18 protein-coding genes are annotated in these 18,479 nt (G+C 63.7%); 6 read left to right on the top strand and 12 right to left on the bottom strand.

What is annotated here, in order from left to right:
- The first annotated feature begins 54 nt into the window (after nucleotides 1-54).
- Nucleotides 55-2,709 (top strand): ATP-dependent helicase, encoded by a 2,655-nt coding sequence (locus AC1DYJ_RS10180; protein WP_477280501.1) that lies wholly within the window; start codon nucleotides 55-57, stop codon nucleotides 2,707-2,709.
- Nucleotides 2,710-2,729: 20 nt separating this feature from the next.
- Here AC1DYJ_RS10180 and AC1DYJ_RS10175 read toward each other — a convergent pair whose 3' ends face one another.
- From AC1DYJ_RS10175 to AC1DYJ_RS10155, 5 genes are all read right to left on the bottom strand, one after another.
- Entirely contained in the window at nucleotides 2,730-3,770 is a 1,041-nt protein-coding gene (locus AC1DYJ_RS10175) for an ABC transporter permease (RefSeq protein WP_477280500.1), read from the bottom strand.
- A complete protein-coding gene (locus AC1DYJ_RS10170; RefSeq protein ID WP_477281711.1) occupies nucleotides 3,767-4,564 on the bottom strand; it encodes an ATP-binding cassette domain-containing protein in 798 nt (265 codons plus the stop codon). Before AC1DYJ_RS10170 ends, AC1DYJ_RS10175 begins: the two co-directional genes overlap by 4 nt.
- 87 nt (nucleotides 4,565-4,651) lie before the next feature.
- Entirely contained in the window at nucleotides 4,652-5,665 is a 1,014-nt protein-coding gene (locus AC1DYJ_RS10165; RefSeq protein WP_477280499.1) for a substrate-binding domain-containing protein, read from the bottom strand.
- Between the two features lie 104 nt (nucleotides 5,666-5,769).
- Nucleotides 5,770-6,675, bottom strand: coding sequence for a sugar phosphate isomerase/epimerase family protein (locus tag AC1DYJ_RS10160; protein WP_477280498.1), 906 nt, complete (start codon nucleotides 6,673-6,675; stop codon nucleotides 5,770-5,772).
- Nucleotides 6,675-7,709 carry a Gfo/Idh/MocA family protein gene (locus AC1DYJ_RS10155; RefSeq protein WP_477280497.1) on the bottom strand — a complete coding sequence of 345 codons (1,035 nt, stop codon included), beginning with the start codon at nucleotides 7,707-7,709 and terminating at the stop codon, nucleotides 6,675-6,677. Before AC1DYJ_RS10155 ends, AC1DYJ_RS10160 begins: the two co-directional genes overlap by 1 nt.
- 295 nt (nucleotides 7,710-8,004) lie before the next feature.
- Here AC1DYJ_RS10155 and AC1DYJ_RS10150 point away from each other — a divergent pair, with 295 nt between their 5' ends.
- Nucleotides 8,005-9,030, top strand: a complete 1,026-nt coding sequence (locus tag AC1DYJ_RS10150; protein ID WP_477280496.1) for a LacI family DNA-binding transcriptional regulator — start codon at nucleotides 8,005-8,007, stop codon at nucleotides 9,028-9,030.
- 27 nt (nucleotides 9,031-9,057) lie between these two features.
- Here AC1DYJ_RS10150 and AC1DYJ_RS10145 read toward each other — a convergent pair whose 3' ends face one another.
- Together AC1DYJ_RS10145 and AC1DYJ_RS10140 are read right to left on the bottom strand one after the other, a co-directional pair.
- On the bottom strand, nucleotides 9,058-9,372 hold the full coding sequence (locus tag AC1DYJ_RS10145) for a ferritin family protein (RefSeq protein ID WP_477280495.1): 315 nt from the start codon (nucleotides 9,370-9,372) through the stop codon (nucleotides 9,058-9,060).
- 71 nt (nucleotides 9,373-9,443) lie between these two features.
- Nucleotides 9,444-10,262: a bestrophin-like domain gene (locus AC1DYJ_RS10140; RefSeq protein WP_477280494.1), complete on the bottom strand. Its 819-nt coding sequence runs from the start codon at nucleotides 10,260-10,262 to the stop codon at nucleotides 9,444-9,446.
- Nucleotides 10,263-10,371: 109 nt separating this feature from the next.
- Between AC1DYJ_RS10140 and AC1DYJ_RS10135 the strand changes: the two genes are divergently transcribed.
- A complete protein-coding gene (locus AC1DYJ_RS10135; protein WP_477280493.1) occupies nucleotides 10,372-11,853 on the top strand; it encodes an esterase-like activity of phytase family protein in 1,482 nt (493 codons plus the stop codon).
- A 75-nt stretch (nucleotides 11,854-11,928) separates the two neighbouring features.
- Here the strand turns inward: AC1DYJ_RS10135 and AC1DYJ_RS10130 are convergent, their stop codons facing one another.
- Nucleotides 11,929-12,723: a L,D-transpeptidase gene (locus AC1DYJ_RS10130; protein ID WP_477280492.1), complete on the bottom strand. Its 795-nt coding sequence runs from the start codon at nucleotides 12,721-12,723 to the stop codon at nucleotides 11,929-11,931.
- 170 nt (nucleotides 12,724-12,893) lie between these two features.
- Between AC1DYJ_RS10130 and AC1DYJ_RS10125 the strand changes: the two genes are divergently transcribed.
- Together AC1DYJ_RS10125 and AC1DYJ_RS10120 are read left to right on the top strand one after the other, a co-directional pair.
- The gene (locus tag AC1DYJ_RS10125) at nucleotides 12,894-14,366 is read left to right on the top strand and encodes an MATE family efflux transporter (protein WP_477280491.1); all 1,473 of its coding nucleotides are present in this window, start codon (nucleotides 12,894-12,896) and stop codon (nucleotides 14,364-14,366) included.
- A gap of 95 nt (nucleotides 14,367-14,461) precedes the next feature.
- Complete coding sequence (locus AC1DYJ_RS10120; RefSeq protein ID WP_477280490.1) at nucleotides 14,462-15,037, top strand: TMEM175 family protein; 576 nt, start codon at nucleotides 14,462-14,464, stop codon at nucleotides 15,035-15,037.
- A 4-nt stretch (nucleotides 15,038-15,041) separates the two neighbouring features.
- On the opposite strand, the gene AC1DYJ_RS10115 is transcribed toward AC1DYJ_RS10120, so the two are convergent.
- Nucleotides 15,042-15,323 carry a hypothetical protein gene (locus tag AC1DYJ_RS10115; protein WP_477280489.1) on the bottom strand — a complete coding sequence of 94 codons (282 nt, stop codon included), beginning with the start codon at nucleotides 15,321-15,323 and terminating at the stop codon, nucleotides 15,042-15,044.
- A 189-nt stretch (nucleotides 15,324-15,512) separates the two neighbouring features.
- Here AC1DYJ_RS10115 and AC1DYJ_RS10110 point away from each other — a divergent pair, with 189 nt between their 5' ends.
- Complete coding sequence (locus tag AC1DYJ_RS10110) at nucleotides 15,513-16,379, top strand: SDR family NAD(P)-dependent oxidoreductase (protein ID WP_477280488.1); 867 nt, start codon at nucleotides 15,513-15,515, stop codon at nucleotides 16,377-16,379.
- Nucleotides 16,380-16,406: 27 nt separating this feature from the next.
- On the opposite strand, the gene AC1DYJ_RS10105 is transcribed toward AC1DYJ_RS10110, so the two are convergent.
- The 3 genes from AC1DYJ_RS10105 to AC1DYJ_RS10095 form a co-directional block, all read right to left on the bottom strand.
- Nucleotides 16,407-16,832: a low affinity iron permease family protein gene (locus AC1DYJ_RS10105; RefSeq protein WP_477280487.1), complete on the bottom strand. Its 426-nt coding sequence runs from the start codon at nucleotides 16,830-16,832 to the stop codon at nucleotides 16,407-16,409.
- Between the two features lie 293 nt (nucleotides 16,833-17,125).
- Complete coding sequence (locus AC1DYJ_RS10100) at nucleotides 17,126-17,767, bottom strand: DapH/DapD/GlmU-related protein (RefSeq protein ID WP_477280486.1); 642 nt, start codon at nucleotides 17,765-17,767, stop codon at nucleotides 17,126-17,128.
- A gap of 133 nt (nucleotides 17,768-17,900) precedes the next feature.
- Nucleotides 17,901-18,404, bottom strand: coding sequence for a CreA family protein (locus tag AC1DYJ_RS10095; protein ID WP_477280485.1), 504 nt, complete (start codon nucleotides 18,402-18,404; stop codon nucleotides 17,901-17,903).
- Between the last annotated feature and the right edge of the window lie 75 nt (nucleotides 18,405-18,479).

Raw genomic sequence — 18,479 nt, 5'->3', positions numbered from 1 at the left:
AACAAAACGTAGACACTTCTGGTCTTTCGCTGCCGAATCACTACATTCGGGACGATGTCCGGCTTTTCGGAAGACATGCCCTTCTTTGACGAACCGAATGCGCGGCCCGCGGCCCCGTCGGGGATTGCCGCGCGCGCTATGGCGGCCCGCAGCGGCCAAAACAGCGCGCCTGACTACCTGAAGGGGTTGAACCCCGAGCAGCGGCTGGCGGTGGAGACCACCGAAGGCCCGGTCCTGGTGCTGGCCGGCGCCGGCACCGGCAAGACGCGGGTGCTGACCACCCGTATCGCCCATATCCTCGCCACCGGCAGGGCTTTCCCGTCGCAGATCCTGGCGGTGACCTTCACCAACAAGGCCGCGCGCGAGATGAAGCAGCGCATCGGCATCCTGATCGGCGAAGGCAATGTCGAGGGCATGCCGTGGCTCGGCACCTTCCATTCGATCGGCGTGAAGCTGCTGCGCCGCCACGCCGAGCTGGCCGGGCTGAAATCCGATTTCACCATCCTCGACACCGACGACGTCGTGCGGCTGATCAAGCAGCTGATCCAGGCCGAAGGCCTCGACGACAAGCGCTGGCCGGCCAAGCAGTTCGCGCAGATGATCGACGGCTGGAAGAACAAGGGCCAAGGCCCCGCTGATATCGCCGAGGGCGACGCCCGCAGCTTCGCCAACGGCAAGGGCCGCGAGCTCTACAAGGCCTATCAGGAGCGGCTGCAGACGCTCAACGCCTGCGACTTCGGCGACCTGCTCTGCCACCCGATCCGCATCTTCCGCGCCAATCCGGATGTGCTGAAGGACTACCACAGGCGCTTCAAATACATCCTCGTCGACGAATACCAGGATACGAACACGGCGCAATACATGTGGCTGCGGCTGCTGGCGCAGCGGCCTACCTCCCCCTCGATGGGGGAGGTCGCGCCGCGTAGCGGCGCGGGTGGGGGTGGCAGCGCCGGCGCCAGTCACCCCTCCCCGCCGCTTCGCGACGACCCTCCCCATCAAGGGGAGGGTAAAGTGCGCGCCACCGTCAACATCTGCTGCGTGGGCGACGACGACCAGTCGATCTATGGCTGGCGCGGCGCCGAGGTCGACAACATCCTGCGCTTCGACAAGGATTTTCCGGGCGCCACCATCATCCGGCTGGAGCGCAACTATCGCTCGACCGCGCATATTCTGGGCGCCGCCTCGCATCTCATCGCCCACAATGAAGGCCGCTTCGGCAAGACGCTGTTCACCGACCGCAACGAGCCTGAAGACAACAAGGTGCATGTCCACGCCGCCTGGGATTCCGAGGAAGAAGCCCGCGCCGTCGGCGAGACCATCGAGGCCTATCAGCGCCAGAAACACAATCTCAACGACATGGCCATCCTGGTCCGCGCCTCGTTCCAGATGCGCGCCTTCGAAGACCGCTTCATCACGCTCGGCCTCAACTACCGCGTCATCGGCGGCCCGCGTTTCTACGAGCGCATGGAAATCCGCGATGCGCTGGCTTTCTTGCGCGTCGTCGCCAATGGCGGCGACGACCTCGCCTTCGAGCGCATCGTCAACGTGCCGAAGCGCGGGCTGGGCGAAGCCACCATCCGCCAGATCCACGACACCGCGCGTGCACTGCGCATCCCGATGCTGGAAGCGGCCGGCAACCTCGCCGAAAGCGACGAGCTGAAGCCGAAGCCGCGCGCCGCCTTGCGCGAAGTCGCCGCCAATTTCGAACGCTGGCAGAAGGCGCTGGAAACCACGCCGCACACCGAACTCGCCGAGACCATTCTGGAGGAGAGCGGCTACACCGACATGTGGAAGAACGACCGCTCGGCCGAAGCGCCGGGCCGGCTGGAAAATCTGAAGGAACTGGTCCGTTCCATGGAGGAGTACGAGTCGCTGCGCTCCTTCCTCGAACATGTGGCGCTGGTCATGGATGCCGAGCAGAATGCCGGGCTCGATGCCGTCTCAATCATGACGCTGCATTCGGCCAAAGGCCTCGAATTCGAGACCGTGTTCCTGCCCGGCTGGGAGGAAGGCCTGTTCCCGCATCAGCGCGCGCTGGACGAAGGCGGCCGCTCCGGCCTGGAGGAAGAGCGCCGCCTCGCCTATGTCGGGCTGACGCGGGCGAAGAAGAACCTGCACCTCTGGTTCGTGTCGAACCGCCTGATCCACGGCCTGTGGCAGTCGACCATCCCGTCGCGTTTCCTCGACGAACTGCCGGAAAGCCATGTCGAGGTCGCCGAAAGCGGCAATTCCTATGGCGGCTACGGCAATGCCTATGGCGGCGGCTCGTTTGCTTCCGGACGCGGCGGCCAGCGTAGCGGCCGCCAGAACCCTTATGGCGCTTCCCGCTTCGACACAGTCGGCGAGGACAAAGCCTTCTCCAACACCTATGCCACACCGGGCTGGCAGCGCGCGCAAGCCAACCGCACCGAGGCGACCGACCGCAACTGGGGCACACGTTCCGGCCACCAGGTCGAGCGCATCGGCTATGGCGAGACCGATAGCGGCTACGGCGCCGGCCGCACCTCGGTGAAGGGCCGCACCATCGACGGCGAGCTTGTCGCCAAATCCGTCGCCGACACGCCCTCCCCCTTCAGCGTCGGCGACCGCGTCTTCCACCAGAAATTCGGCAACGGCAACATATCGGCCATCGAAGGCAACAAGCTGACCATCGACTTCGACAAAGCCGGCCAGAAACGCGTGCTGGACGGGTTCGTCGCGGCGGTGTGATCCGTCTTAACCGCTAGCCCTCACCTATACCTCGCCTGGTTCCACTTGTGCCCGAGCAGCGAAAGAATAATGATCAGGCCGTTGAAGAACTGGACGTAGAAGCCACTCAGGCCCGCCGCCACCACGCCGGTCTGGATGAAGGCGACGGTGACCGCGCCGATGGCGCCGCCGGCGACCGTGCCGATGCCACCCCAGGTCGGCGTGCCGCCGACGAAGACCGACGCCAGCACCGGCAGGAGATAGCCGTCGCCCGCGGTAGGCCACCAGGTGAAGTTGATCATCACCGAGAACGTGCCGGCGATCGCCGCACCGATGCCGGTGAAGACGAACACTTTGACCCGCACGCGCTTGACGTCGATGCCCATCTGCTGGGCGCTGTCGGGGTTGTCGCCGACCACCCTGACCTGCGCGCCGAAACGATGGCGGTTGTAGAGCATCGCCGACAAAACGACGAAGGCGAGTGCCCAGAAGATCTGTACCGGGATGCCCCACAGCTGACTGGAGAAGATCTTGTAGGCCAAGCTGTCGTTGAGACCGGTCAGCGCTGTCGACTTGCCCTCATTGATGATCTGGATGAGGCCGCGCAGCAAAAAGTTCATGCCGAGCGTGGCGATCAGCGAGGACAGCCCGCCATAGACGACCAGCGATCCGACGAGAAAGCCGAGCAGCATGCCGGTGATGATCGCCGCCGCAATGCCGAGGAACGGATCGTAGCCGGCCTGCACCACCAAGGCGAACACCCATGAGGCAAAGCCCATGGTCGCCGGAAACGACAGGTCGATCTCGCCGCAAGTGACGACGAAGACCAGCGGCACCACCACGAACAGCGCAACCGGCAGCGTCGTCAGCACCGAGCTGTAGAGATACCAGGTGGTGAACACCGTCGGGTTGGCGATCAGGAACGCCGCCATCATGACGATGAACACGGCGAGCGTGCCGAGTGCGGCGCGGTTGTCGATAACGAAGCCGCGCAGCCAGTGATCGGACGGGTGCTTCCACTCAGGTCGCGCGACTTCGCCGCCGAGCGGGCTCTGCAGATCGGGTTCCATGGTCTTGCTCATCGCACTGCCCTCTCCGCGTCGCCGGCATCGTGCAGGCCCGGCAATCCACCGGGGTGCGCGACGTCTTCCATGAAGTTGATGAGATCTTCGGCCGAGTTGACCTCAGTGCGGTCGGCGGTCAGCGCCACCTTGCCGCGGTCCAGCACCACGAAGCGGTCGGCAATGTCGAAGACATGGTGGATGTTGTGGCCGATGAACAGGATCGAACGGCCGCTCGCCCGCACCTGGCGCACGAAATGGAAGACTTTGGCGGTCTCGGTCAGCGACAGCGCCGTCGTCGGCTCGTCGAGGATGATCAGCTCGGCCTGCTTGTAGATGGCGCGCGCGATCGCCACGCCCTGGCGTTCGCCGCCCGAGAGCTGGCCGACGATCGAATGCGGCGTGAACACTTTTGAGGTGAAGCCGATCTCGCGCATCAAGCGGCTCGCCTCCTCGATCTCCTTGTTGACCTTCAGGAAGCCCATGAAGCCGGTCAGTTCGCGGCCCATGAAGATGTTGCGCACGATGGTCTGCTGCACCGCCAGCGCCCTGTCCTGGAACACCGTCTCGATGCCGGCGTCGCGCGAGCGCGCGGCACTCCAGCCGGTCACCGGCTTGCCGCGCACCAGGATCTCGCCGCTGGTCGGTTTGACGACGCCGGACAGGATCTTGATCAGCGTCGACTTGCCGGCGCCATTGTCGCCGATGAGGCCAACCACCTCGCCGCGGTCGACGGAGAGGTTGACCCCGCCCAGCGCATAGACCTGGCCGTAGGATTTGCTGATGTCGCGCAGTTCGATAATGCGTTCGGCCATGGCGATCCTCGCGTTCATTGTCGCTTGCCGGCATTCTCGCCAGCGGTCCTGCCGGCTGGGCTCAGGCCCAGCCGGCAGCTTGGGAGGTCAGCGCAGCGCCTGCTTGGCGAGCTCGGCGACGATCTCGTAATTCTGCGGCGTGACGAAGCCGGCGCCGGTGTCGACATTCATCGGCGCCAGGCCCAGCACCACTTGCTGGCAGAGGCTGAGGATCGGCAGATAACCCTGCAGGAACGGCTGCTGGTCGGCCGTCAGTTGCACCCAGCCGCCCTTGAACGCCTCGACGATCTGCGGGCTGGTGTCGAAGCCGAAATTGAAGATGTCGCCGGGCTTCCGTCCCGCCGCCTGCATGTAGGTGGCGACATTGCCGAGCATCTGGCCGCCGGGATAGCCGACCGCCTTGACGTCAGGATTGTTGAGCAGCGCTGCGGTGATGACCGGGATCGCCAGATTGGGGTCGGACGCCCATTCGCCGCTCGGCGGCGACGACAGCTGGATCACCTCGACGCCGGCCTCCTTGAGCGCGGCCACCGTGCCGCGCTCGCGAGCGCCGCGGGCTTCGTTCTCGAACGGGCCGATCATGATCGCCTTGTCGCCGGACTTGAGCTTGCCAAGCTTGAACGCCTCGGCGCCGAGCGCACGGCCCTGCTGTTCCTGCTGCGCGCCGACATATCCGCCGCCGAACGCTTCCACCACCTTCGGCACCGGCACGTTCTGGTACATCATCTTGATGCCGTCCTTGTGCGCCTGTTCGGCCAGCGGCATGATCGCGGCGTCGCCGGGATGGCCCATCATGGCGATGCCGTTGGGCTTGACCGCGACGGCCTCGCGCAATTGCTGCACCATTTTCTCGACGTCCCATTGCGAGAAGATGTAGTCGACCTTCGGCCCGAGATCGGCCGCTGCCTGCTTGGCGCCATTATAGACGATGGTGCCGAAAGCGTCGCCCTCGGCGCCGCCGACGAAGAAGCGGATGTGGACGTCCTTGCACCACTGGGCGTCAAGCGCATGCGCCGGCAGAGTGGAGATGGCGGCGCAGAGCGCGGTGGCGGCGGCCACGACGGTCGAGCGCAGAAGTGTCGTTCTCAATGCGATGCTCATTAACGTTCCTCCCTTTTGTCCTCGGTGAGCCGAGGGGTTTCGTCATTCGCTTGTCGGCACTGCTCAGCAATCGTCTCCGGCCGGCTCCTCCCGCCGGCCGCTCCTCACGCCGGGTTCGGCAGATAGGTCGCTCCTCCCCGGCATTGCTTCAGGTATTCAAGCGCCCGCACCTGGCCGGTGATTTCGAGATCGCCGCGATAGACCGGGTCATGCCAGCCCTCGATGTCGATGGCGCCGTGATAGCCGGCGAGCCGCAATTCGCTGATCACCCGCGTCCAGTCGCTGTCGCCAAAACCCGGCGTGCGCATCTGCACGAAGGGCAGCCGGCCGAACACGCCATGCTCGCGGATGACATCCCAGCGCACCGTCGCGTCCTTGCCGTGGACGTGAAAAATGCGCGGCCCCCATTTGCGGATCTGCGGCATCGGGTCGATGAGATAGACCAGCTGGTGGCAGGGCTCCCATTCCAGCCCGAGGTTGTCGTCGGGCACTTCATTGAACATCAGCTCCCAGGCATCGGGATTATGGGCGATGTTCCAGTCGCCGGTCGCCCAATTGCCGTCCATGGCGCAGTTTTCGAAGGCGATGCGCACGCCCTTGTCGGCGGCGCGTTTGGCCAATGGCCCCCATACTTCGCGGAAGCGAGGCAGGCTGTCGGTCAGCTTCTTGCCGCGCAGGCGCCCGGTGAAACCGCTGACCATGGAAGCGCCGAACAGATGCGCATTGTCGATCACGGTCTCCCAGGCGGCGAGCACGCCGCGATCGACCTCGCCATCCTCCAGCGGATTGCCGAACACGCCAAGCGAGGACACGCTGACATCGGCATCGCCGATCGCCTCGCGAATCTGGCCGGCCAGCCGCGGCAAATCCTTGCCGCCCAGCGTCTGCCAGAAGAAAGGCTGGATGCTTTCGAAACCAAGCGGCAGGATCTGCTTGATGTAGGCTGCGGGGTCTTCGAGATTGGCCCGCACCATGGTGCCGATCCGGATGTCGAGAAGCGGGTTTGGCATTACTTTTCTTCCTGTGCAGGGATCGCTACGCGCCGGCCGGTCTCGGCGCTTTCGATGGCGCCGAAAACCATGGCCAGGCTTTTGATGTTGTCGGAGCCGCGCGTTTCCGGCTCGGTGCCGGTCTCGATCGCGTGGATGAAATCCTTGATGATGCCGACATGGCCGCCAATACGGTCGGCGGGATCGAGCGGCGGCACGATGATCGGCTGGGTCAGGTCGAACATGCCGTCGCGGACCGACAACGCACCTTCCGCCTTCAGCCCCTCCTCGCCGTCCCAGACCAGGCTGCCGTGCTCGGCGACGATGCGCCAGCTGCTTTCCCAGCTGGTGCGGAAGCCGGCGGCGCACCAGGAGCCGGCATAGGTGAACACCTTGCCGTCGCCGAGATCGAAGACAGCACTTGCCGATGAGCCCTGCCGGTACCACGAATTGGCCGGTTCCCATTCCTGGCAGTAGACACCTGCGGGATCGCCGCCGACCATGTAGCGGGCGGCGTCGAACGTATGGATCGCCATGTCGAGCAAGAGCACATGCGCCATCTCCTCGCGAAAGCCGCCGAAATGCGGCGCGATGAAGAAGTCGGCATGAATGCTGGTCGGCTTGCCGATGGCGCCGGAATCCAGAAACCGCCTGATGCGCCGCACGTTGGCGACATAGCGGCGGTTCTGCACCACCGCATGGACACGCCCTGCGCGGCGCGCCGCCTCGACGATGGCGCGGGCGTTTTCCGGCGTATCGGCCAGCGGCTTTTCGGTGAGCAGATGGCAATTGTGGGCAAAGGCGGCAAAGGCGACGTCGCGCCGGGCGGCGGGAACCACGACATCGAACACAGCGTCGGGCCTGGTCTGGTCGAGCACAGCATCGAGGCTGGTGCCGATGATGGCGCTGTCCAGCCCGTATTCAAGCGCCCTCGCCTTCGCCCGTTCGGCGTCGAGATCGACAAGGCCGACAATGGCAAGCCCGTCGATCTGCCTTGCGGCACCGAGCCAGGCCTTGCTCATCGCACCACAGCCGACGAGGACGGCATTCATCATCCGGCATTCCTCCCGTCCGGTCCCTCCAGACCGAATGTCACGGCATCCACGGCATCACCGTAAACGTTTTCCCGTAAACGTTTACGAGAACACACCCGATGGCGTAGAATGTCAATCGGCTGCCTGCAAAAATCATCCCGAAGCCTTGGCCTGAGCGGCAGCCGGTGCTAGAGCAGTTCACCGTTTTGCAAACGGCGAGCCGCTCTAACTCTTTGTTTTTGACGCAATTCCGGACGGAAAACCGCTTCGCACTTTTCCTGGAATTGCTCCGGCCAAGGCAGGGGGAGACTATTCTTTGGCGTCCAGCATCCACGACCTTGCGCGTCACCTGAACATTTCGATCGGCACCGTTTCGCGGGCGCTGAACGGCCGCGCCGACGTCAATGCCGATACCCGTCAGCGCGTGCTCGCCGCCGCCAAGCAGCTGAACTATTCGCCGAACCAGTCCGGCCGCAGTCTGCGGCAAGGCGCCACCCGTTCCATCGCCTTCATGCTGCAACCGCATCCCGGCGACCAGCAATATGGCGAACCGTTCTTCATCCCGTTCCTGACCGGTCTGCAGGCGCGGCTCGCCGAGCATGACCTGGATCTGATGGTCGTCATGGGTGAGCCCGGCCAATATCAGCAGGAGAGGCTGCGCCGCGTGGTTGAGACGCGCCGGGCCGACGCGGTCGTGTTGGCCAATACACGGCGGAAAGACGATCGGATCGACTATCTCAGCAAGGCCGGCTTTCCCTTTGCCACGCTTGGCCGCAGTCAATCCGGCGACGACACCTATCCTTCGCTCGATATCGATTTCGAAAGGGCGGGTGAAGAAGCCGTCGACCGTCTGGTCGCGCGCGGCCACCGCCGCATTGCCGCCATCCGCCCTTCGCATGATCTCAACTTCGGCTACCTGTTCCTCGACGGCTACCGCAAGGCGCTGAAGCGGCACGGCATCGAAGTCGACCCCGGCCTGATCGCCGACGGCTTCATCAACGAGGCCGGAGGCTACCAGGTGACGCCGCGCGTGATGCTCTCCAAGGACCGGCCCACAGCCATCATCTTCAACAATGATGCAATGGCGCTCGGCGGCTGCAAGGCACTGGCCGAGATGGGCATCAGGCCCGGCCACGACATTGCGGTGATCGTCATCGTCGACACGCCGCTTTGCCGCTACTTTTCACCGGCGCTGACCGCCTTCCGTCCGTCGCTGGAGCCGATGGGCCGGCGGCTGGCCGAAATGCTGCTGGCCTCGCTCCCCGCATTCGCCGGCCCCGAAGGCAGGCGCATCATCCGCGAAGTCTGGCCGCTGGAGCTGATCGCAAGGGATAGCGATTGATTGCTGCCGGACGTAGGACGGCCGGCCTCAATCCACCTTCTTCTCGCCGCGCTCGCCGGCTTTGACGATGTCGCCCGTCGTGAACAGGATTTCCTTCAGTTCCGCCCGCCAGTCCTTCTTCTGGCGCAGCAGGAATTCGAGATCCATGCCGAAATGCTTGAACTCCTCGCCTTGCGCGTTCTTCATGATCGCCTTGGCCTGCGGGTCCTTTTCCACCGACATGCGTTGCTCATACCAGCCGATCGCCTCCGCTTCCTCGATCAGGGAGGTGATCATGCGGGCAAAGGTCCGCACCTTCTGCGTCAGTTCTTCCGGCGGCTCGTGATACTGATCGAAACCCATATCGCCTCCCTAAAACGGACCGGCAAATCCAGCCGTATCCAGGAATGCGCTGGAGCGCCGCGGGTTCCGCCTCACTGTTGCAATTCGACCAAGGCCCTCTGCAAAGGCGCCGACGAAATCTGGATCGGGCCGGAGAACGGCACATCCATATCGAGGATCAGGTAAAGCGCTCCGGCAATCAGCGCAGCCGACACCACGAACGTCTCTATGGTGATGGCATTTCGCGGCGCCCTGAAACCGAAACTGGCGAAGATCAGCACCAGCCAGGCAACGAGCATCACGATCAGCGGCCGCGGGATGGTACCTTCCGATTGCTCAATCAAAGCCCAGCGCAGTTCCACCACCTTCTGCAGATGCTGGTGGGCGTCCTCCAGCAGGGAAACATGCGCTGCGTCAGCAGGCTGCAGAGCGTTCAATCGTGTGCTGATCTCGGTCAACAGACGTTCAGACAGCCGGTTGGCGACGAGGGGTGTTTCGTTGGCTTCTGTCCAGTTGTTGGTCTGTCTTTGCACATAAGCGACCAGCGGCTGACGCACCTCGGCGGTCTCAGGCCCATATTGCCGAAGCGACCGGTCGAGAAGGATCAACTCGGTCGCATAGGTGTGCACGTTGCGGTCGATCGACTCGAAAGTGTTCTTGGCCGAGTTGATCATGAGACCAAGCACCAGCGAGGTCATGACCACGAACAGGTTGGCGGCCAGCCGTACCACATTGTTGGTGTCGTCCTCGCGGTGATGCGCGGGCAATTTGCCATAGACAGCCATGCTGACCAGCGGCGCCGCCGTCAGGCAGAGGAAAACGGCCACCGCGATGAGTGTTTCCTGCATGCAGCCATTTCTGCACGGCAAGCGCCGAATGCCAATGGCCGGCAGAAATGCCTTGTCACGCAAGTATCATGTTCGCGTCCTAGACCGCTTTGCGGGAGGGCGACATCGTCGATGCGACGCGGAGCCCTTTGCAGTCTCAGCCGCTTGAAGGCTTGTCACAAAGAGGATCTCCATGAAAATCTCGCACCGAACCGTGTCGCTCGGCGCCGCATTGGCGTTGTTTACCGCTTTGACCCCCGCCCTCGCCGACAGCACTGCCACCGTCGGCGGCGTCAGCTTCGTCAACAAGGGACTGGTCGGCGTCGGCCGCATCCCGGCTGACCTGAAGGACAAGTTCGGCGAGACCTTCGGCTCCGGCTCCGGCATGTCGATCGATGCCGCAAGCTGGACGCATGACGCCAATGGCTACAAGGGTTCGCTCTGGCTGCTGCCCGATCGCGGCTACAATGTCGTCGGCACCACCGACTACCGGCCGCGCCTCAACACCATCACCATTGAGCTTACGCCGACCGCGCTGGGCGCCACGCCCGCCGCCGGCCAGGAACAGTCCGGCGTCAAGGCGACGCTGGCCGATTCCCTGCTGCTCACCGACGACAAGGGCGCCGACGCCACCGGCCTCGACCCGCTGAACGGCGTGCGCGCGGCAAGCGGCGACATGCCGATCCTGCCCGAGGCCAACGGCAAGCTGGCGCTCGACAATGAGGCGATCGCCCGGTTGCCCGACGGCACCATGTTCATCTCCGATGAATACGGCCCCAACATCTATCGCTTCTCGGCCGACGGCCATCTGATGTCGGCGACGCAACCGCCGGCAGCCCTGGTGCCGATGCGCAAGGGCAAGCCGAACTTCGCCTCCGACAATCCGGGCCCCGGCGCCGCCGAACCCGATCCGAAGGATCCCGAAACCGGCCGCCAGAACAACCAGGGCCTCGAAGGCATGGCGCTGACGCCGGACGGCAAGTCGCTGATCGCGGTGCTGCAGTCGGCCCCTCGCCAGGATGGCGGCGATTCCGGTTCGACGCGCCAGAACACCCGCGCACTGGTCTATGATGCCTCCGACCCGGCGCACCTCAAGCTGGCGCACGAATATGTCGTGCCGCTGCCGGTATTCAAGGACGACAAGGGCAAGACCAAGATCGCCGCGCAGAGCGAGATCGTGGCGCTGTCCGACAAGACCTTCCTGATGCTGGCGCGCGACAGCGGCAACGGCCAGGGCGTGAAAGGCGATACTTCGCTTGTGCGCCAGATCTTCGTCGTCGACGTCTCGGGTGCAACCGACATTGCCGGCGGCGCCTTCGATGCCGCCGACAAGCCTGTGGCGCCCAAGGGCGTGCTCGACCCCTCGGTGACGCCGGCCAAGCTGACGCCGTTCATCGACATCAACGACAACAAGGAACTCGGCCGCTTCGGCCTGCATGACGGCAAGCCGAACGACAAGAACAACCTGTCGGAGAAGTGGGAGGCAATGTCGGTCGTCAGCGTGCTCGATCCGGCGCTGCCCGACGATTATTTCCTGTTCGTCGGCAACGACAATGACTTCCTCGCCCAGGACGGCTTCCAGGTCGGCGCGCCCTACAAGGCCGAAGACGGCGCCGATGTCGACACCATGTTCCTGGTCTATCAGGTCACGCTTCCCGGCCTCGCCAAGAAGTAGCCGCATACGACAGACAAAAGCGGACGCGCCCGGCGCGTCCGCTTTTTTGTCGGCGATCAGCGGATCGAAGACACCCTACTTCAAGATCTCCGCATCCTTCGGCGTGCCGGCATCGATCGGCTCGGCGGTACGGCTCGACACGGCCATGATCTTGCCGGCGGGCGACAGGTTCGGGCGCACATAGACCTGGGTTACGCCGTTGACCCGGCTGTAGAGGTCGATGATATCCTGGTTCATGAAGCGCACGCAGCCCGACGATGCGTTCTTGCCAATGGAATCCCATTCCGGTGTGCCGTGCAGCCGGTACATCGTGTCCTTGCCGTCGCGGAACAGATAGAGCGCGCGGGCGCCGAGCGGGCTCTGCGGTCCTGGCGGCATGCCGTCCTTGTATTTCGCCAGTTCGGGGCGGCGCTGGATCATTTCCGGCGGCGGCGTCCACACCGGCCACTTCTTGCGCGCCTGGACCACCGCACTGCCGGTCCAGCCGAACCCGGCCTTGCCGAGGCTGACGCCGTAACGGATCGCCTTGCCGCCATCGCGCACCAGATAGAGGAAATGCTCCGACGTATCGACGACGATGGTGCCGGGTTTTTCGCCGGTCGGGTCGGTCACGATCTGGCGCACGAATTTCGGATCGAGCTTGGATACCGGGATCGCCGGCAGCGAAAAACCTTCGTCGACGCGCGCCGCATACATGCTTTCGGCAGCGCCGAAAGCCGAGTCGCTTGGCGGCGGCGGTGCGGGCGCTGGCGGCACGACCACATCAGTGGTTGTGCAGGCCGAAAGCGCCACGGAAGCCACGCCCAAGGCGGATGCACCGAGAAACACGCGCCGGTTCAGGCGCTCGGAAAAAAGCGGATTGTCGGACATGATCCCCCCGGTTTGCCACCCCACGCGGCGACGATCCATAGCCCATTCCGAATGCTTTGAGAACCTGATTGGCGCGAGGCAGCCAGGCGGAATGTTCCGATGCCGCATCGACCTTGCCTGTTAAATCAGCGATCATCGCGACTGGACTGAGACAGCGTTGAGTGCCCGCCATGGACGAAAAAATGCCCGCGCGCCGGCGCACCGTCGATCTCACCAGCGGCCCGATCCCGCGCACGCTGCTTTTGTTCGCCCTGCCGGTGCTCGGTTCCAACGTGCTGCAATCGCTCAACGGTTCGATCAATGCCGTCTGGGTCGGCCGCTTTCTCGGCGAATCGGCACTGACCGCGACGTCCAACGCCAATCTGGTGCTGTTCCTCATCCTTGGCACCGTGTTCGGCATCGGCATGGCGGCGACCATCCTGGTGGCGCAATCGGTCGGCGCCCGCGACCTGCCCGAGGCGCGCCGCATTGTCGGCACCAGCGCCACCTTCTTCTTCCTCGTCTCGGTGATCTTCGCCGTCTGCGGCTGGATCTGGGTCGACGCCATCCTCAACACGCTGGGCACCCCTCCCGACGCGCTGCCGCTGGCGCGCTCCTATCTGCGCATCATCTTCGTCGCCGTGCCGATGATGAACCTTCTGTCCTTCGTCATGACGGTGCTGCGGGGTGCCGGCGATTCGCGCACGCCGTTCTTCTTCATGGCGCTCGCCGTCGTGCTCGACATCGTGCTCAACCCTCTGCTGATCCGCGGCATCGGCCCCTTCCCCGAACTCGGCATTGCCGGCTCCGCCACCTCGACGCTGGTCGGCCAGACGGTGAGCGTGATCGCCATCCTCGTTGTGTTGTATGCGCGCAAGCATCCGCTGCGGATCGCCGGCGCCGATCTCGCTCTGCTGCGGCCCGACCCGACCCTGCTCAGGATCGTCGTCTTCAAAGGCGTGCCCATGGGCCTGCAGATGATCGTCATTTCGGCGGCGGCACTGACGGTGATGGGCATCGTCAATTCCTACGGCTCGCAGGTCGCTGCTGCCTACGGCATCGCCGCGCAGCTGTGGACGTACATCCAGATGCCGGCGCTGGCCATCGGCGCCGCGGTCTCCTCGATGGCGGCGCAGAACGTCGGCGCCGGCCGCTGGGACCGCATCGGAAAGGTCGCCGCCTCCGGCGTCGGCTTCAACCTCGTGCTCACCGGCTCGCTGGTGGCGCTGCTGTTCTTCTTCGACAAGCCGGTGCTCGGCCTGTTCCTTAGCGGCGACAGCACGGCCATCGACATTGCCGCCCACATCAACAAGGCGGCGTCCTGGTCGTTCATCCTGTTCGGCATCACCATCGTGCTGTTCGCCACGGTGCGCGCGACAGGAGCGGTGATGCCGCCGCTGATCATCCTGGTGATTTCGGTGCTCATCGTGCGCACCGGCTTTGCCTATTTCATGCGCGGCTACATCGGCCAGGAGGCGCTGTGGTGGAGCTTTCCGGCGGGATCGATCACCTCGCTCGTGCTGGCCGCCGCCTATTATCGCTTCGGCCGCTGGCGCACCATGCACATGATAGAGGACCGTCCGGCCGCCGGCGAACCGCCGGACACCGGCCTCGGCATCCCACGCCAGCGCGCCAACATGGCGCCTGAGACGCCGAACGGGTGAAGCGTGGGCACCTGCCTCCCCCGCTCCTGACAATCTTGTCAGGATGGTCTTGCACGAAATCTCCCTTAACGTCGGTCCAACGAGAGGGAGGAACCATGGGCAAAGGCAGGGTCGAGGCATTCACCGACGGCGTCGTCGCCATCATCATCACCATCATGGTGCTGGAGCTGAAAGTGCCGCACGGCGAGGATTTTTCGTCCCTGCTGCCGCTATGGCCGATCTTCTTCTGCTATGTCCTGTCCTTCATCTATGTCGGCATCTACTGGAACAATCTGCACAACATGTTCCACACCGTGCAGCGCGTCGACGGCCGCGTGCTGTGGGCCAATCTCAACCTTCTGTTCTGGCTGTCGCTGATGCCGGCGACCACCGCCTTCATGGGCGAGAACCATTTCGCCCCGGCGCCGGTCGCCGTCTACGGTATCGACCTGGTGTTATGCGGGCTCGCCTATACGATTCTTGCGACCAAGCTGCACCATCTGCACGGCAACGAAACCGCCTTCGCCAAGGCGCTCGGCAATGACCGCAAGGGCAAGATTTCGGTGGCGCTTTACACAACGGCGGTGCTGCTGACCTTCGTCAACCAGTGGATCAGCGTTGCGATCTACGTTCTGGTGGCCGCCATCTGGTTCGTGCCGGATAGGCGGTTTTCGCGAATGATCGAAAAGTAGCGCGCTACTTGCGCATCGCCTTCAGCTTTTCGGCGACCGAGGCGGCAAGATCGGCATAGCGCTCCTCCAGCCGTTCCGCCGACTTGATGATCGGAAAATCATGGCCGAATTTCTCCAGCGCCATGCGCAATTTCTCGACGAACTCGGCCTGTTTTTCCAATGCCGAAAACAGCGTCTTCACCTGCGCTTCGCTGATGTCGGGATTGGCGAGCATCTGCGGCACCTCGCGGCCCATCTGGTCGCCGGTGGCGGTCTGCTCCTTCAGGATTGCGATCCAGTCGGTCAATCGGCAGTCTCCTAAAGCAGTTCCAGGAAAAGTGTGACACGGTTTTCCGTCCGGAACTGCGTAAAACTAAGACTCACTCTCACCATGCGCAGCCAGCGCCGATACGGTCAACCCGAACACACTGGCCGGCCTTGCGCGAAGCGCATCCCGCGCTAAGTTCGGCGCCACCTGAACCCAAGGAAAAAGCCCATGACCTCCAACGCCGAAATCCAGTCCGCTCTGCCCGCCCTCAGCCCCGGCAATGTCGCCGTTATCACCGGCAGCGCCAGCGGCATCGGCCTTGCCGCGGCCAGGAAGTTGGCGGCTATGGGCATGAAGATTGTGCTGGCCGACATTGGCGGCGCGCGCCTCGATGCAGCCCGCCAAGCGGTCGCCGCGATCACTGGTGAGGATGGCGTGCTTGCCGTCGCCACCGACGTTTCGAAGGCCGACGAGCTCGCCCGGCTGGCGGAGACGACGCACCATGCCTTCGGCGCCGTATCGCTCTTGATGAACAATGCCGGCGTCGGCAACAATCCGGGAAAACCCTGGGAAAACGGCGAGGCCTGGAAGCGGCTGATCGACATCAATTTCTGGGGCGTCGTGCACGGCGTCGAAGCTTTCGCACCGGCCATGCTGGCGTCGGGTATATCAGGCCTGATCGTCAACACCGGCTCCAAGCAAGGCATCACCACGCCGCCCGGCAATCTGGCCTACAACGTCTCCAAATCGGCGCTGAAGACCTTCACCGAAGGCTTGGCGCACGCACTGCGCAACGAGCCCGGCGCGAAACTCGCGGCGCATCTTCTCATCCCCGGCTTCACCTTCACCGGCATCACCGAAGGCGCGACGGAAAAACCGGCCGGCGCCTGGACCGGCGAGCAGGTGATCGACTTCATGCTGGCCTCGCTCATGCGTGGCGATTTCTACATCCTTTGCCCCGACAATGAGGTGAAGCGGCCGACGGACGAAAAACGCATGGCCTGGGCGATCGGCGACATCATCGAGAACCGCCCTGCTCTCTCGCGCTGGCACCCCGAACACAAGGACGCCTTCGCGGCCTTCATGGAGCGCTGAGCGGCGAATTCACGCAAAGCTGAGACTCTAGGCCGCGCGCTTTTTCGCAGTGCGCTTCTGCGTCACCGCTTTCTTGGCGGCCAATTCGGCGATCTCGGTGTCATGTCGTTTCGCCGCGCGCTCGCATTTGTCTCTGATTTCCTCGACCTCGGTTTCGGTCAGATGCTCGATGCCGATGAAATGATTGTGGCCTTCGCTGACCCGGATCAGTTCGTCGAGCTTGGCTTGGACCGCCGCGCCGTCGCGGTTCTGGGTGTTCTGGATCAGGAACACCATCAGGAAGGTGATGATCGTCGTTCCGGTGTTGATGACCAGCTGCCATGTATCGGAAAAGCCGAAGAACGGCCCGCTGACCGCCCAGATGATAACGATCGCGCAGCAGCCGACAAAGGTCAGCGGCAGCCCGGCCAGATGGGCAACGAAGTTGGCGATCCTGGTAAACAGCTTTTCCAATTCAAAATCCCTCAATGGCCAAGGCGCGGCGAACCGAACGACACCGCGTTCGTCGCTCAGCAAGAAACAATCGGCAGCCGCTCCGGGTTCCCTGTCTCGCGTGATATCGCCGATGCAATTGAACACACGCCAAAAGGGCAGCGCCGGGAAAAGCCGCCTTATGGGTTTCTTGCCATAGTCCCTGTGCAGGCCGGAGAGCCTGTTCCTTCCGCTTCACAGCGGTTCACCTCCAAAGCCCCTTCCGCTGCGCCACCCCCGCATAGCGGAAGGGGTTCCTGCCTCAGAGTGCTGCGCTAGGAAGGCTCCTGTTCCCAGCGGTCGAGAAAGTCCTCGATCGCCAGGACCTGCATGTCGGGAACCGCTTTGGCGAGCTTTTCCGGTGGCCAGTCCCACCAGGCGAGGCTTTCGATCCGCGCCGCGATCTCGGGCGTAAAACGCCGTCGCAAGGGCTTCGACGGCACGCCGGCAACGATCGTGTAGGCCGGCACATCCCTGGTCACCACGGCATTAGCGCCGACAATGGCGCCATTGCCGATGCTGATACCGGGCATGATGACAGCGCCATGGCCGATCCAGACATCGTTGCCGATGCTGACAGCCTTGGCCTGCCGCCGCGCGCGAAACGCCGCATCGACGCCCAGCCAGCGGAAGTACTCGTTCGGCCGGTAGCTGAGCTTGTGCTGGGTTATCCGCTCGATCGGATGCTCCAGCGCATTGATGCGGCTGTTGGCGGCAATCGAGCAGAATTTTCCGATGGTCGTGTAGATCGCCTCGGCGTGGCGCTCGAAATAGGAGAAATCGCCGACATTGACCTCGCGCAGCACGACCCGCTCGCCGATCGAGGCATAGCGGCCAAGCTTGCACGCCTTCAGTTCCGCGGTCGGATGGATGCGCGGCTCCGGGTCTTTGAGGACGAGGTTTTCGGTACGGTCCATGGCGCGGATTTACCCCCGCGCAATTGCGGAAGCAATTGTCGCGTCGGTGATTGGTCCCGCAAGCGGGGCCAATCGTCCGTCAGCGCAATTGCGGAAGCAATGTTGCGCCGCCAAACAGCCCAGAGTTACCGCCCTATTTCGGCTGGCCGTTGGTCCATACCACGCTCTGGCCGAACAGCGGCACCGTGGTCACCGACATTTTCGCCGAGCCGTCCTGCACCTGGCGCGAATGCGAGAGGTAGATCAGCGTCTCGTTCTTCTTGTCGTAGATGCGGTTCACCAACTGCTTCTTCCAGATAAGGCTGATGCCTTGCTTGAACACCTCCTCGCCGCCTTCGCTCATGTCGATGTCGCCGATGGTGATCGGCCCGGTCTGGCGGCACGAGATCGACGAATCCGACGGGTCCTCGAACCAGTTGCCTTTCTGCAGCCGGTCGATGACGCCGCGGTCGAAATAGGAGACGTGGCAGGTGATGCCGTCGACCTTCGGGTCCTTGATCGCCTCGACGATAATGTCATTGCCGAGCCAGTCGACGCCGACCTTGCCGACTTCCTCGGCCGCGGCGGCACCAGCGCCAAGAACAATGCATGCGGCCAGTGCGCCACCGAACAGTTTTTGCCCAATCCGTCTCTGCAACGTAGCCTCCTCAGGTTCTGGTTGCCGATCACAGGTGGGGCGAGCAGCCTGGCTTTGCAAGCAAATGCATGTCGC

This window comes from Mesorhizobium sp. P2_B11 (assembly GCF_056404855.1).
This window is presented reverse-complemented; position numbering and strand designations above follow the sequence as displayed.

Coding starts and splice junctions, on each gene's coding strand:
- AC1DYJ_RS10135 (WP_477280493.1), top strand. CDS start 10,372: ATGAAAATCTCGCACCGAACCGTGTCGCTCGGCGCCGCATTGGCGTTG.
- AC1DYJ_RS10110 (WP_477280488.1), top strand. CDS start 15,513: ATGACCTCCAACGCCGAAATCCAGTCCGCTCTGCCCGCCCTCAGCCCC.
- AC1DYJ_RS10120 (WP_477280490.1), top strand. CDS start 14,462: ATGGGCAAAGGCAGGGTCGAGGCATTCACCGACGGCGTCGTCGCCATC.
- AC1DYJ_RS10125 (WP_477280491.1), top strand. CDS start 12,894: ATGGACGAAAAAATGCCCGCGCGCCGGCGCACCGTCGATCTCACCAGC.
- AC1DYJ_RS10175 (WP_477280500.1), bottom strand. CDS start 3,770: ATGAGCAAGACCATGGAACCCGATCTGCAGAGCCCGCTCGGCGGCGAA.
- AC1DYJ_RS10100 (WP_477280486.1), bottom strand. CDS start 17,767: ATGGACCGTACCGAAAACCTCGTCCTCAAAGACCCGGAGCCGCGCATC.
- AC1DYJ_RS10130 (WP_477280492.1), bottom strand. CDS start 12,723: ATGTCCGACAATCCGCTTTTTTCCGAGCGCCTGAACCGGCGCGTGTTT.
- AC1DYJ_RS10165 (WP_477280499.1), bottom strand. CDS start 5,665: ATGAGCATCGCATTGAGAACGACACTTCTGCGCTCGACCGTCGTGGCC.
- AC1DYJ_RS10145 (WP_477280495.1), bottom strand. CDS start 9,372: ATGGGTTTCGATCAGTATCACGAGCCGCCGGAAGAACTGACGCAGAAG.
- AC1DYJ_RS10155 (WP_477280497.1), bottom strand. CDS start 7,709: ATGATGAATGCCGTCCTCGTCGGCTGTGGTGCGATGAGCAAGGCCTGG.
- AC1DYJ_RS10170 (WP_477281711.1), bottom strand. CDS start 4,564: ATGGCCGAACGCATTATCGAACTGCGCGACATCAGCAAATCCTACGGC.
- AC1DYJ_RS10180 (WP_477280501.1), top strand. CDS start 55: ATGTCCGGCTTTTCGGAAGACATGCCCTTCTTTGACGAACCGAATGCG.
- AC1DYJ_RS10160 (WP_477280498.1), bottom strand. CDS start 6,675: ATGCCAAACCCGCTTCTCGACATCCGGATCGGCACCATGGTGCGGGCC.